Here is a 13,823-nt window from a genome sequence, read left to right as displayed (position 1 = left end):
CGCCCGGGCGAAAAAAAAGCCCGGTCAGGCCAGTGGCCCGGTGAGCAACGGCACAAAACGCACGGCGCCCAGCACCCGTCGCGAGAAGCCGTGTTCTTCGCGCACGATCAGCATCAACTGCTGGGTTTCACCGGCCGGCCCCACCGGTATGACCATGCGCCCGCCCGGGGCGAGCTGGTCGAGCAGGGCCTGAGGCACCTCGGGCGCGACCGCAGTGACGATGATGCCGTTGTAAGGCGCAAGTGCCGGCCAGCCTTCGCAACCATCGCCCCAACGGAACACCACGTTGCGCAGGTTCAGCTCGATCAGGCGTTCCTTGGCGCGGTCCTGCAGGACCTTGATACGCTCGACGGAAAACACTCGTTCGACCAGTTGCGCAAGAATTGCGGTCTGGTAGCCGGAACCGGTGCCGATCTCCAGCACCTTGTCCAGGGGACCGGCTTCGAGCAGCAGCTCGCTCATGTGCGCGACCATGAACGGCTGGGAGATGGTCTGGTTATTGCCGATTGGCAACGCCGTGTCTTCGTAGGCACGGTGGGCCAGGGCTTCATCGACGAACAGGTGCCGAGGCGTGCGGCGCAGTACCTCGATCACCTTGGGGTTCGAGACCCCTTCCTCGATCAGGCGCTTGATCAGCCGTTCGCGGGTTCGCTCAGAGGTAAAACCGATACCGTGGCGCATCAGATCATCCTGTTCGCGCATCAGAGTAAGCCCTCCAGCCAGCCGTCGAGGCGCTCGAAGGCATCATTGAAGGTCCGGTCGAGCTGCAGCGGAGTGATCGAGACATAGCCCTGCATCACCGCGTGGAAATCGGTCCCCGGGCCGCCATCTTCGGCATCGCCGGCCACGGCGATCCAGTAGCCCTCCTTGCCCCGCGGATTGACCACCTTGGTCGGTGCCGCAGCGCGGGCGCGATGGCCCAGGCGGGTCAACTGGATGCCGCGGATGTGTTCCAGCGGCAGGTTGGGGATATTGACGTTGAGCACCGTACGAGGCGGCAGCTCGAGGCTGGCATGAGCCTCGACCAGCTTGCGGGCGAAGTAGGCAGCCGTCGGCAGGTTGTCGGGCAGGCGCGAGAGCAACGAGAAGGCAAACGAGGTACCGCCGAGAAAACGGCCCTCAAGCGCAGCAGCCACGGTGCCGGAATACAGCACATCATCGCCAAGGTTGGCGCCCAGGTTGATCCCCGACACCACCATGTCCGGAGGGGTCGGCAGCAGGCCGTTGAGGCCCAGGTGGACGCAATCGGTCGGCGTGCCGTTGAGGCTGATAAAACCATTGGCCAGGGTTTGCGGACACAGCGGCCGGTCGAGCGTCAGCGAGCTGCTGGCGCCGCTTTTGTCCTGGTCCGGGGCGATCACCACACATTCGGCATAATCCGCCAGCGCAGCATGCAGCGCGGCGAGACCGGGTGCGGTAACCCCGTCGTCGTTCGAAATCAGAATACGCATGGGCTGTCCGTCTGCCCTGCCGGCACCAGATCAACAAGCTCGCGCACCACCACGGTGGCGAAGCATCCGGCCGGAAGGACGAATTCCAGTTGCAGGATATCAGGCTCGGGATAATGCCACGTCAGCCCGCTTATGGGCAGTCGCAGAATGCGTCGTTCGTGACTCATGCCCGCCCGCGCCAGCCATTGGCACAAGGCGCCATGCTGTTCACCGATACGTTGCTCGAGTTCACCAGCCGCGCCGCTGGCGCCGGACTGCCCCTCGCCCCATAGCGGGCCGGTGGGGTGCAGGTCGAGAATTGCCAGGCGCGGATCGGAACATTCAGCCTCACCCGCCGGAAAAAAGCTGCGGCTGTCGGTAAACGCCAGCAGGTCACCGACCTGTGCCTGCTGCCAACTGCCGTCGGCGACACGTGCGGCCAGCACCTGGTTGAACAAGTAGCTGCGGGCGCTGGAGAGCAGCCGCGAACGAACGTTGCGCTGCTCAGGCAAGGCCTGGCGGTTGGCCCACTCACGGGCGTCGTGGACATTGCCGCCGTCGTGACCAAAGCGCTGGGTGCCAAAGTAGTTAGGCACGCCCTGGCTACGGATTTGCTCAAGCCGTGCATCCAGCGCCGCACGTTCAGCCTTGAGGCCAGTGAGGCGCAAGGTGAAGCCGTTGGCCGAATGCGCGCCGCGCTGCAGCTTGCGTGAGTGGCGGGTCTGCTTGAGGATGCTCAGGGTTTGGTTTTCGGCGGCGCTCAGGTCCGGGTCGGCCTTGCCCGGCAGGTGCAGGCTGAACCACTGGCGGGTCAGCGCCTGGCGGTCCTTGAGGCCGGCGTAGCTGATGCTGCGCAGCGGCACGCCGGCGGCGCGGGCCAGGCGACGGGCAGCCTCTTCGGTGTTGAGGTCACGTTTTTCGACCCACAGCCACAGGTGCTCACCGCTGCCGCTGAGGGGAATGTCGAGTACTTCATCGACCTGGAAGTCTTCGGCGCTGGCCTTGAGAATTGCGCTGCCCAGCGCTTGGCCCGCAGCACGCGGGCCGAGCAGTTCGAGTTCGCTCATCATGCCGGCAGCAACAGGGCAACGGCGTGAACCGCGATGCCTTCCTCACGCCCGGTAAAACCAAGCTTTTCGGTGGTGGTGGCCTTGACGTTGACCTGATCCAGCTCGACCTGCAGGTCCTGGGCGATCAACTGGCGCATGGTGTCGATATGCGGGGCCATCTTCGGTGCCTGGGCAACGATGGTGGCGTCGATGTTACCGACCTTCCAGCCCTTGGCCTGAACGATCTGCACCACGTGGCGCAGCAGCACGCGACTGTCGGCGCCCTTGAACTGCGGATCGGTGTCGGGGAAATGCTTGCCGATATCGCCCAGCGCCGCAGCGCCAAGCAGGGCATCGCTCAGGGCATGCAAGACGACGTCGCCATCGGAATGGGCCAGCAGCCCGAACTTGTGCGCAATGCGCACCCCACCCAAGGTGATGAAATCGCCTTCCGCGAAGCGGTGCACATCGTAGCCGTGGCCAATACGCATAAAAAAACGCCCTGATTGAGTCAGGGCGTGATTCTACCTGCTTTGCCGGCGCTTGGGCTTGATTTGTAGGATCAGTTACCCGGGCCTATCAGCGCTGCGGCATGATGCCGCAAGTGGTCATCGATGAAGCTGGCAATGAAGTAGTAGCTGTGGTCATAGCCCGGTTGCAGGCGCAAGGTCAGCGGATGACCCGCCGCCCTGGCCGCCTGCTCGAGCACCTGCGGCTTGAGCTGGTTGTCGAGAAAATCATCGCGATCGCCCTGGTCGACCAGCAGCGGCAAGCGCTCGCCAGCCTCGGCGAGCAACACGCTGGCATCCCACTCGCGCCAGCGCGCCCGGTCCTCACCCAGGTAGCGACTGAAGGCCTTCTGCCCCCACGGGCAATCCATCGGGTTGCTGATCGGCGCGAACGCCGACACCGAACGGTAACGCCCCGGGTTGCGCAAAGCGCACACCAGCGCACCATGGCCGCCCATGGAATGACCGCTGATACCGCGCTGACTTGAGGCCGGGAAATGCGCCTCGACCAATGCCGGCAATTCCTCCACCACATAGTCGTGCATGCGGTAGTGCTGGGCCCACGGCTGCTCGGTGGCGTTGAGGTAGAACCCGGCCCCAAGGCCGAAGTCCCAGGCGCCATCAGGATCAGCCGGCACCTGCGGCCCGCGCGGGCTGGTGTCGGGGGCGACGATGATCAAGCCAAGCTCGGCAGCCAGCTTGTGCGCACCGGCCTTTTGCATGAAATTCTCGTCGGTGCAGGTCAGGCCGCTCAACCAGTACAGGACCGGCAGCTTGCCGCCCTGCTCGGCCTGCGGCGGCAGGTACACGGCAAACACCATGTCGCAGCCGAGCACCTGGGAGCGATGGCGGTAGCGTTTATGCCAGCCGCCGAAGCTCTTCTGGCAAGAGATGTTTTCCAGGCTCATGGCAGACCTCAGAAGTGGATGACGCTGCGAATGCTCTTGCCTTCGTGCATCAGGTCGAATGCCTTGTTGATGTCTTCCAGGCCCATGGTGTGGGTGATGAAGGTATCCAACGGGATTTCGCCTTTTTCCGACATTTCCACGTAGCTTGGCAGCTCGCTGCGGCCACGCACGCCACCGAAGGCCGAACCGCGCCAGACCCGGCCAGTCACCAGCTGGAACGGACGGGTGGAAATTTCCTGGCCGGCACCGGCAACGCCGATGATCACCGACTCGCCCCAGCCCTTGTGACAGCATTCCAGCGCCGCACGCATCAGTTGCACGTTACCCACGCACTCGAACGAGAAGTCGACGCCACCATCGGTGAGATCGACGATCACTTCCTGGATCGGACGGTCGTAGTCTTTCGGGTTGACGCAGTCGGTGGCACCCAGCTGTTTGGCGATCTCGAACTTGCTCGGGTTGATGTCCACGGCAATGATCCGCGAAGCCTTGGCCTTCACCGCACCGATGATCGCCGACAGGCCTATGCCGCCCAGGCCGAAGATGGCCACGGTATCGCCCGGCTTGACCTTGGCGGTGTTGAGCACCGCGCCGATACCGGTGGTTACGCCGCAACCGAGCAGGCAGACCTTTTCCAGCGGGGCTTCTTTCTGGATCTTGGCCACGGAGATTTCCGGCAGCACGGTGTACTCGGAAAAAGTCGAGGTGCCCATGTAGTGGAACAACTGCTGGCCCTTGTAGGAGAAGCGCGTGCTGCCGTCGGGCATCAGGCCCTTGCCCTGGGTGGCGCGGATGGCCTGGCACAGGTTGGTCTTGCCGGAGCGGCAGAATTTGCACTGGCCGCACTCGGGGGTGTACAGCGGGATCACATGATCGCCAACGGCAACCGAGGTCACGCCCTCACCGATGGCTTCGACGATGGCGCCGCCCTCGTGGCCGAGGATCGACGGGAAGATGCCTTCCGGGTCGGCGCCCGACAGGGTGTAGGCATCGGTATGGCAGACGCCGCTGGCGACCACGCGCAGCAGCACCTCGCCGGCCTTGGGCATGGCCACGTCGACTTCGACGATCTCCAGCGGTTTCTTGGCCTCGAAGGCAACGGCGGCACGGGACTTGATCATCAATCTTCTCCAGCAAGGGGTCAGTTCAGGCTTGCAGTGTAATTCATCGATATTTGATGAATAATCCAGGCAAAGACAAAACATTATTGCTGCACAGGGATAATCAATGAGCAATCTGTGGGAGGGTATCGACGAATTCGTGGCCGTCGCCGAAGCCGGGCAGTTCACCGCCGCCGCCGAACGCCTCGGGGTGTCGTCGTCCCACGTCAGCCGGCAGATCGCCCGCCTGGAAGAACGCCTGCAAACCCGCTTGCTGTACCGCAGCACCCGGCGGGTGACCCTGAGCGAAGCCGGGCAGACCTTCTTGCAGCATTGCCAGCGCCTGCAGGACGGCCGCGAAGAAGCCCTGCGCGCCATGGGCGACCTGACCAGCGAGCCCAAAGGGCTGCTGCGCATGACTTGCGCCGTGGCCTACGGTGAGCGCTTCATTGTGCCGCTGGTGACGCGCTTCATGGCCGCCTATCCGCAACTGCGCGTGGACATCGAACTGAGCAACCGCCCGCTGGACCTGGTGCATGAGGGCATGGACCTGGCCATTCGCCTGGGCCGTTTGCAGGACTCGCGGCTGGTGGCCACGCGCCTGGCGCCGCGGCGCATGTACCTGTGCGCGTCACCTGCGTATCTGGAACGCTACGGCCGCCCGCACAGCCTGTCGGAGCTGGCGCGGCACAACTGCCTGATCGGCAGCTCCGACAACTGGGCGCTGCAACTGGACGGGCGGGAGATCGGCCAGCGGGTTCAGGGCAACTGGCGCTGCAACAGCGGCCAGGCAGTGCTGGACGCGGCGCTGCAAGGGATGGGCTTGTGCCAGTTGCCGGACTACTACGTGCTTGAACACCTCAAAACCGGCGCGCTGGTGTCACTGCTGGAAGCGCATCAACCGCCCAATACCGCGGTGTGGGCGCTGTATCCGCAACAGCGGCATCTGTCGCCGAAAGTACGCAAGCTGGTGGACTATTTGCGTGAGGGGTTGGCGAGTTTGCCTGAGTATCGAGGTGCCTGAAAAGCATCGCGGGGCAAGCCCGCTCCTACTGTAGGAGCGGGCTTACCCCGCGAAGAGTGCTCAACCGCGCTTGGCCCAGCGCTGGCGCAGCCACTCGAGGTCTTCGGGGCGGGTGACCTTGATGTTGTCGCTGCGCCCTTCGATCAGGCGCGGCGCCTGCCCGGCCCATTCGATGGCCGATGACTCGTCGGTAATCGCCACGTCGGCCACCAGGCTGTCGGCCAGGGCCCGGTGCAAGGCACCGAGACGGAACATCTGTGGCGTGTAGGCCTGCCACACGGTACTGCGGTCGATTGTGCTGCTGACCCGGCCGTTGGCATCGGCGCGCTTGAGGGTATCGCGTGCCGGCACCGCCAGCAGTCCACCCACCGGGTCATCGGCAAGCTCTGCGAGCAAGCGGTCGAGGTCGCTGCGGGCCAGGTTCGGCCGCGCGGCGTCGTGCACCAGCACCCAGTCGCTGTCCGCCGCGCCCTGGGCGTGCAGCAGCAACAAGGCATTGAGCACCGAATCGGCACGTTCCTGGCCGCCTTCGGCACGCTGGATGCGTGGATCGCTGGCGCAGCGCAAACCGGGCCAGTAGGGATCGTCAGCGGCAACGCTGACCACCACCCCTTTGACGCAGGGATGGTCAAGAAAACAGTCGAGGCTATGCTCGAGAATGGTCTGCCCGCCCAACTGCAGGTACTGCTTGGGACGGTCGGCAGCCATGCGGGCACCAACACCCGCGGCGGGAATCACGGCCCAGAAGGCCGGCAAGGTCGGGTTCATTGGGCAAGCTGGTAGAGGGTTTCGCCCTCCTTGACCATACCCAGTTCGTGGCGAGCCCGTTCTTCGACGGTTTCCATACCTTTCTTCAACTCCAGTACCTCGGCATCAAGCACACGGTTACGCTCCAGCAAACGCTCGTTTTCAGCGTGCTGGTCAGCGATCTGTTGCTTGAGTTCGGTGACCTGGGCCAGGCTGCCATTGCCCACCCACAGACGATACTGCAGGCCACCGAGCAGCAGGAGCAAGACGAGGAACAACCAATAAGGACTGCGCATCAGGGTATCCAGTGGAAAAGACCGCCACATCTGCAGGTCGCTGATGGCACGAAGCCTGGCCGAAGCCAGGCTTTGTGTTCAGACACCTGCAGCAAGGGCTTCTGAACGATCAGTATGACCGTTCGGCGCCGCTTTGCTGCGGTCTTTTTACCATCTCTTGCTTAGCCGCGAAACTCGGCACGGCCACGGTACACAGCCTTGCTGCCCAGTTGCTCTTCGATACGCAGCAGTTGGTTGTACTTGGAGACGCGGTCGGAACGGCACAGCGAACCGGTCTTGATCTGGCCGGCAGCGGTACCCACGGCCAGGTCGGCAATGGTCGAATCTTCGGTTTCGCCCGAACGGTGCGAGATTACCGCGGTGTAACCGGCAGCCTTGGCCATCTGGATGGCTTCCAGGGTTTCGGTCAGCGAGCCGATCTGGTTGAACTTGATCAGGATCGAGTTGGCGATGCTCTTGTCGATGCCTTCTTTCAAGATCTTGGTGTTGGTCACGAACAGGTCGTCACCGACCAGTTGCACCTTGGCGCCGATCTTGTCGGTGAGGATCTTCCAGCCAGCCCAGTCGGACTCGTCCAGGCCGTCTTCGATCGAGATGATCGGGAAGCGCTCGGTCAAGCCTTTGAGGTAGTCGGCAAAACCTTCGGCGTCGAACGACTTGCCTTCGCCGGACAGGTTGTACTTGCCATCTTCGTAGAACTCGCTGGCCGCGCAGTCCAGGGCCAGGGTCACGTCGGTGCCCAGCTTGTAACCGGCGTTGGCGATGGCTTCGGCGATGGCCGACAGCGCGTCTTCGTTGGATGCCAGGTTAGGCGCGAAACCACCTTCGTCACCGACAGCGGTGTTCAGGCCACGGGCCTTCAGCACAGCCTTGAGGTGATGGAAAATCTCGGTGCCCATGCGCAGCGCGTCGGAGAAGGTCTTGGCGCCAACCGGCTGAACCATGAACTCCTGGATGTCGACGTTGTTGTCGGCGTGCTCGCCGCCGTTGATGATGTTCATCATCGGAACCGGCATCGAGTACTGGCCTGGGGTGCCGTTGAGGTTGGCGATGTGCGCGTACAGCGGCAGGTCCTGGTCCTGGGCGGCGGCCTTGGCGGCAGCCAGGGACACGGCGAGGATGGCGTTGGCGCCCAGCTTGGCCTTGTTCTCGGTACCGTCCAGTTCGATCATGGCGCGGTCGAGGGCTTTCTGGTCAACCGGGTCCTTGCCCAGCAGCAGGTCGCGGATCGGGCCGTTGATGTTGGCAACTGCCTTGAGTACGCCCTTGCCCATGTAACGGCTCTTGTCGCCATCACGCAGCTCCAGCGCTTCGCGCGAGCCAGTGGAAGCACCGGACGGCGCGCAGGCGCTGCCGATGATGCCGTTGTCGAGCAGCACGTCCGCTTCTACGGTAGGGTTACCACGCGAATCGAGAACTTCACGACCTTTGATGTCGACGATTTTTGCCATTGTTGTAAGCACTCCAGAATTGACGAAAACAACGCAGCTGAGAAAAATCTTGCCGCTCGCCGGGCAATTTGAAACAGGCAGGCCCGGCGAAAGCAGACCCCTGACCCGAGGGTCAGAGGTTGAACGGGGGGTACTTTACCGGAGAATCGAGGATTACGCGGTTTCTACCGTCGGAAAACTCTTCACCAGGTCATCAAGTTGCTTGAGCTGGGCCAGGAAAGGCTCCAGTTTGTCCAGGCGCAGGGCGCAAGGACCGTCACACTTGGCGTTGTCCGGATCCGGATGCGCCTCGAGGAACAGGCCGGCCAGGCCCTGGCTCAGGCCTGCCTTGGCCAGGTCGGTGACCTGGGCGCGGCGACCACCGGCGGAATCGGCGCGACCACCCGGCATCTGCAGGGAGTGGGTGACGTCGAAGAACACCGGGTACTCGAACTGCTTCATGATGCCGAAGCCGAGCATGTCCACCACCAGGTTGTTGTAACCGAAGCTTGAACCACGCTCGCAGAGGATCAACTGATCGTTACCGGCCTCTTCGCACTTGGTCAGGATGTGTTTCATTTCCTGGGGTGCGAGGAACTGGGCTTTCTTGATGTTGATCACCGCGCCGGTCTTGGCCATGGCCACCACCAGGTCGGTCTGGCGCGAGAGGAAGGCCGGCAACTGGATGATGTCGCAGACCTTGGCCACCGCAGCAGCCTGTTCTGGCTCGTGCACGTCGGTGATGACCGGCACGTTGAAGGTCTTCTTGATCTCTTCGAAGATCTTCATCCCCTCTTCCAGGCCAGGGCCACGGTAGGAGTTGATCGACGAACGGTTAGCCTTGTCGAAGCTGGCCTTGAACACGTAAGGGATACCGAGTTTCTCGGTAACCCGCACGTACTCTTCACAGACCTTCATGGCCAGGTCACGGGATTCCAGCACGTTCATGCCGCCGAACAGGACGAACGGCTTGTCGTTGGCGATCTCGATGTTACCGACGCGAATGATCTTCTGGGTCATGAATCAGGCCTTGTTCTTTTGAGCCAGTGCCGCCTTGACGAAGCCGCTGAACAGCGGATGGCCGTCACGCGGGGTCGAGGTGAACTCCGGGTGGAACTGGCAAGCGACGAACCATGGATGATCCTGGGACTCGACCACTTCGACCAGCGCGCCGTCACCGGAACGACCGGAGACTTTCAGGCCGGCTTCGACCAGTTGTGGCAGCAGGTTGTTGTTCACTTCGTAGCGATGACGATGACGCTCGACGATCACGTCCTTGGCGTAGCAGTCGTGAACCTTGGAGCCGCTTGCCAGCTGGCATTCCTGGGCGCCCAGACGCATGGTGCCGCCCAGGTCCGAGGCTTCGGTACGGGTTTCGACTGCGCCGGTGGCATCTTCCCACTCGGTGATCAGGCCGACGACCGGGTGACCGCTGTTGCGATCGAACTCGGTGGAGTTGGCGTCTTTCCAGCCCATGACGTTACGGGCGAATTCGATGACCGCCACCTGCATGCCCAGGCAGATACCCAGGTACGGGACCTTGTTCTCGCGAGCATATTGCACGGCAGTGATCTTGCCTTCGACGCCACGCAGGCCGAAACCGCCTGGAACCAGGATCGCATCGGCGCCTTCGAGCAGGCTGGTGCCCTGGTTCTCGATGTCTTCGGAGTCGATGTAGCGCAGGTTGACCTTGGTGCGGTTCTGGATGCCGGCATGGCTCATCGCTTCGATCAGCGACTTGTAGGCGTCCAGCAGCTCCATGTACTTGCCGACCATGGCGATGGTGACTTCGTGCTCGGGGTTGAGCTTGGCGTCGACGACCTTTTCCCACTCGGACAGGTCGGCACCGTTGCATTGCAGGCCGAAACGCTCGACGACGAAGTCATCCAGGCCCTGGGCGTGCAGTACGGCCGGGATCTTGTAGATGGTGTCGACGTCTTCCAGGGAAATCACCGCACGCTCTTCGACGTTGGTGAACAGGGCGATCTTGCGGCGCGAGGAGACATCCACCGGATGGTCGGAGCGGCAGATCAGCACGTCTGGCTGCAGGCCGATGGAGCGCAGCTCCTTGACCGAGTGCTGGGTTGGCTTGGTCTTGGTCTCGCCAGCGGTGGCGATGTACGGCACCAGGGTCAGGTGCATCAGCATGGCGCGCTTGGAGCCCACTTCGACGCGCAGCTGACGGATAGCCTCGAGGAACGGTTGCGACTCGATGTCACCCACGGTACCGCCGATTTCCACCAGGGCCACGTCGGCGTCGCCGGCACCCTTGATGATGCGGCGCTTGATCTCGTCGGTGATGTGCGGAATGACCTGGATGGTCGCGCCCAGGTAATCACCACGGCGCTCTTTGCGCAGCACGTGCTCGTAGATACGGCCGGTGGTGAAGTTGTTGTTCTGGGTCATGGTCGTGCGGATGAACCGCTCGTAGTGGCCCAGGTCCAGGTCGGTCTCGGCGCCGTCATGGGTGACGAACACTTCACCGTGCTGGAACGGGCTCATGGTGCCCGGGTCGACGTTGATGTACGGGTCCAGCTTGAGCATGGTGACCTTGAGCCCCCGCGCCTCCAGGATGGCCGCCAATGAAGCCGAGGCAATGCCTTTCCCCAATGAAGAAACAACACCGCCCGTGACGAATATGTAGCGCGTCATGAAAAACCCTAGAAGTCTGCGTTAAAGCGGTCAGTGCCGCCGGGGAAAGCGAAGGAAGGCCGAAGCCCCCGATCACCTGCGTCAATCACAGTGCATTTTAAAAAACTGCCGCGTCTGGTCACACCGGGGGTTGGATACCCGGTTAGGAGCTCGCTAAACATTTTTAGAATCGCCCAGCAAAAAACTGCTTGGTAATCGGCAACTGCTGTGATTTCGGGGAAGCCACAGAAGCTGTATCAAGAAGGGAGCGTAGTCTACCCGAATGTGCCTTTCATCTCAAACCTTGCTCGCTCGTCGGCGCATGCCAATGCAATTGCCAGTCGCCCTGGCTCAGCCCCGGCAGGTTAGCGACCGCCAGCAATTGCCCGGCGCAATACAGCAACGGCAGGCGCGAACGGGCGAATGACGGCAGTTGCGCCTCGTTGAGCAGGCGCTTCAAGTCGCGCTGGCCGCGGCCGGCAATTGCCAGGGTTTCGCCGCCCTGGCGGTAGGCAATGTGCAAGGGGCCCTGCGGCAACGTGCCGCTGAGGCTGACACTGCCGTTGTGGCTCAAGGTCAGTGCTTTGTGCGGGTCAGCCCAGACCTGCCGGCCACCTGCAGGCATCAGCCAGTCACCGGCCAGCCACCAGATACGGCCAGCGGCGCGGTGCAATTGGCCGTCGGTCAGTTGCCACAGTGGCCGTCCGTCGGATGCCGCATCGCGCAGGGCCTCCCAGCCTGCCCAGTGGCGGCTGTCGGGCAAGCGCGTGCGCGGCGCCAGCCAATATTGCAGGGCGTTGCGCTGGCGCGCCGGGGATAGCTCGCGCAGCACCTCGAGGTCGAGCGAGTCCAGGCCAAGCCAGTCGAACGCTGCCGGGGTCGCGGCCCGGACCAGGTCGTCCTGCGCCAGTTCATCGAGCAGGCCCTGGGCTTCGCTCAAGTGCTCGGCGCTGCGCGCGAGGTTTTGCGCGGCCTGCGGCCAGCGCTGCAGCAGTGCCGGGAACACCTGGTGGCGCAGGTAGTTGCGCGAGAATTGCGTATCGGTGTTGGACGGGTCTTCGATCCAGCTCAACTGCTGAGCCTTGGCGTACGCCTGCAGGTCTTTACGCGAAACACCCAGCAACGGCCGCAGCAACATGCCCTGCCCTAGCGGCCGCTGCCCGGGCATGGCGCCCAGGCCGCGCAGGCCGGCGCCGCGCAACAGGCGAAACAGCAAGGTTTCGGCCTGGTCTTCGCGGTGCTGGCCGGTCAACAGGATTTCGCCGGGATGCAAGGCAGCGGTAAAGGCGGCGTAACGCGCGTCACGGGCGCCCTGCTCAATGCTGGCGCCAGGGGCGACCTTGACCCGAATGATCTGCAGTTCAACGCCCAGGGCGTCGCACAGGCGCTGACAATGCGCCGGCCAGGCGTCTGCCGCAGCCTGCAGGCCGTGGTGGATGTGAATCGCGCGGATGGGCGGTATTGGCTGCTGGCGGGACAGGCTTGCCAGCAGGTGCAGGAGGACACTGGAATCCAGGCCGCCGGAGAGGGCGATGCACCAGGAGGGGGCGGTGAGCCAGGGGGACAGCTTGGTGTGAAGATCAATCATCAGCGTCGACCCGGTTGCGAGCGCTTTGCGCTCGATCGCGGGTCAAGCCCGCTCCCACAGTTTGCCTAGAGCCCTGTGGGAGCGGGCTTGACCCGCGATTGTCAGATCAGAGCCCGTAGCTCATCAGACGGTCATAGCGGCGCTTGAGCAGCGCGTCGTTGTCGAACTTCTTGAGCATGTCCAGTTGCTCGATCAGCTCGCCGCGAACGGTGGCGGACATTTTTGCCGGATCACGGTGCGCGCCGCCCAGGGGCTCGGCGATAACCTTGTCGACGATGCCCAGGCCTTTCAGGCGCTCGGCGGTGATGCCCATGGCTTCGGCTGCGTCGGAGGCCTTTTCGGCGGTCTTCCACAGGATCGAGGCGCAACCTTCCGGCGAGATCACCGAGTAGGTCGAATACTGCAGCATGTTCAGCTGGTCGCAGACACCGATGGCCAGTGCACCGCCGGAACCGCCTTCACCAATTACAGTGGCGATGATCGGGGTTTTCAGGCGGGCCATGACCCGCAGGTTCCAGGCAATGGCTTCGCTCTGGTTGCGCTCTTCGGCGTCGATGCCAGGGTAAGCGCCCGGGGTGTCGATGAAGGTCAGGATCGGCATCTTGAAACGCTCGGCCATTTCCATCAGGCGGCAAGCCTTGCGGTAGCCTTCCGGGCGCGGCATGCCGAAGTTGCGGCGAACCTTTTCGCGCACTTCGCGGCCTTTCTGATGACCGATGACCATCACCGGCTTGTCGTCCAGGCGGGCGATACCACCGACAATCGCGGCGTCGTCGGAGAAGTGACGGTCACCGTGCAGCTCGTCGAACTCGGTGAAGATGTGCTCGATGTAGTCCAGGGTGTACGGACGGCGCGGGTGACGGGCCAGGCGGGCGATCTGCCAGCTGGTCAGGTTGCCGAAAATGCTTTCGGTCAGGGTGCTGCTCTTGTCTTGCAGACGGGCGATCTCATCGCCGATGTTCAGCGAGTTGTCATTGCCAACCAGGCGCAGCTCTTCGATCTTGGCTTGCAGGTCAGCAATCGGCTGTTCGAAATCCAGAAAATTCGGGTTCATAGGCATCCGTCTTGGGTCTACGGCCAGGCGGCCGGCCGGTTGATCCGTTTGGCGCCC

General features: G+C 63.1%; 14 protein-coding genes. 1 reads left to right on the top strand and 13 read right to left on the bottom strand.

What is annotated here, in order from left to right; all coding sequences use genetic code 11:
* Positions 1–24: 24 nt before the first annotated feature.
* From LOY34_RS06010 to LOY34_RS05985, 6 genes are all read right to left on the bottom strand, one after another.
* Positions 25–702 (bottom strand): protein-L-isoaspartate(D-aspartate) O-methyltransferase, encoded by a 678-nt coding sequence (locus LOY34_RS06010; protein WP_045193603.1) that lies wholly within the window; start codon positions 700–702, stop codon positions 25–27.
* Positions 702–1,451 (bottom strand): 5'/3'-nucleotidase SurE, encoded by a 750-nt coding sequence (gene surE / locus LOY34_RS06005; protein WP_093386651.1) that lies wholly within the window; start codon positions 1,449–1,451, stop codon positions 702–704. The genes LOY34_RS06010 and surE overlap by 1 nt, the downstream gene beginning before the upstream one ends.
* Positions 1,439–2,497 (bottom strand): tRNA pseudouridine(13) synthase TruD, encoded by a 1,059-nt coding sequence (gene truD / locus LOY34_RS06000; RefSeq protein WP_195885832.1) that lies wholly within the window; start codon positions 2,495–2,497, stop codon positions 1,439–1,441. Before truD ends, surE begins: the two co-directional genes overlap by 13 nt.
* Positions 2,497–2,970: a 2-C-methyl-D-erythritol 2,4-cyclodiphosphate synthase gene (ispF, locus tag LOY34_RS05995; protein ID WP_045193605.1), complete on the bottom strand. Its 474-nt coding sequence runs from the start codon at positions 2,968–2,970 to the stop codon at positions 2,497–2,499. The genes truD and ispF overlap by 1 nt, the downstream gene beginning before the upstream one ends.
* Positions 2,971–3,041: 71 nt before the next feature.
* Positions 3,042–3,896 (bottom strand): S-formylglutathione hydrolase, encoded by an 855-nt coding sequence (gene fghA, locus LOY34_RS05990; protein WP_093386654.1) that lies wholly within the window; start codon positions 3,894–3,896, stop codon positions 3,042–3,044.
* An 8-nt stretch (positions 3,897–3,904) separates the two neighbouring features.
* Positions 3,905–5,017 (bottom strand): S-(hydroxymethyl)glutathione dehydrogenase/class III alcohol dehydrogenase, encoded by a 1,113-nt coding sequence (locus LOY34_RS05985; protein ID WP_045193608.1) that lies wholly within the window; start codon positions 5,015–5,017, stop codon positions 3,905–3,907.
* 106 nt (positions 5,018–5,123) lie between these two features.
* Here LOY34_RS05985 and LOY34_RS05980 point away from each other — a divergent pair, with 106 nt between their 5' ends.
* Entirely contained in the window at positions 5,124–6,020 is an 897-nt protein-coding gene (locus tag LOY34_RS05980; RefSeq protein ID WP_195885831.1) for a LysR substrate-binding domain-containing protein, read from the top strand.
* Between the two features lie 60 nt (positions 6,021–6,080).
* On the opposite strand, the gene ispD is transcribed toward LOY34_RS05980, so the two are convergent.
* The 7 genes from ispD to LOY34_RS05945 form a co-directional block, all read right to left on the bottom strand.
* Positions 6,081–6,788 (bottom strand): 2-C-methyl-D-erythritol 4-phosphate cytidylyltransferase, encoded by a 708-nt coding sequence (ispD, locus tag LOY34_RS05975; protein ID WP_045193610.1) that lies wholly within the window; start codon positions 6,786–6,788, stop codon positions 6,081–6,083.
* On the bottom strand, positions 6,785–7,063 hold the full coding sequence (gene ftsB, locus LOY34_RS05970) for a cell division protein FtsB (RefSeq protein ID WP_038996723.1): 279 nt from the start codon (positions 7,061–7,063) through the stop codon (positions 6,785–6,787). Before ftsB ends, ispD begins: the two co-directional genes overlap by 4 nt.
* Before the next feature lie 161 nt (positions 7,064–7,224).
* Entirely contained in the window at positions 7,225–8,514 is a 1,290-nt protein-coding gene (eno, locus tag LOY34_RS05965) for a phosphopyruvate hydratase (RefSeq protein ID WP_045193612.1), read from the bottom strand.
* A gap of 153 nt (positions 8,515–8,667) precedes the next feature.
* Entirely contained in the window at positions 8,668–9,513 is an 846-nt protein-coding gene (gene kdsA / locus LOY34_RS05960) for a 3-deoxy-8-phosphooctulonate synthase (protein WP_045193613.1), read from the bottom strand.
* Between the two features lie 3 nt (positions 9,514–9,516).
* Positions 9,517–11,145, bottom strand: a complete 1,629-nt coding sequence (locus LOY34_RS05955) for a CTP synthase (RefSeq protein WP_038996727.1) — start codon at positions 11,143–11,145, stop codon at positions 9,517–9,519.
* A gap of 271 nt (positions 11,146–11,416) precedes the next feature.
* Positions 11,417–12,712: a tRNA lysidine(34) synthetase TilS gene (gene tilS, locus LOY34_RS05950; RefSeq protein ID WP_195885830.1), complete on the bottom strand. Its 1,296-nt coding sequence runs from the start codon at positions 12,710–12,712 to the stop codon at positions 11,417–11,419.
* A gap of 106 nt (positions 12,713–12,818) precedes the next feature.
* A complete protein-coding gene (locus LOY34_RS05945) occupies positions 12,819–13,766 on the bottom strand; it encodes an acetyl-CoA carboxylase carboxyltransferase subunit alpha (protein ID WP_045193615.1) in 948 nt (315 codons plus the stop codon).
* Positions 13,767–13,823 lie beyond the last annotated feature (57 nt).

It is taken from the genome of Pseudomonas sp. B21-009, assembly GCF_024749345.1.
Lineage (GTDB): Bacteria > Pseudomonadota > Gammaproteobacteria > Pseudomonadales > Pseudomonadaceae > Aquipseudomonas.
The sequence above is the reverse complement of the archived record's forward strand: the minus strand, read 5'-3'. Positions and strand labels throughout refer to the sequence as shown.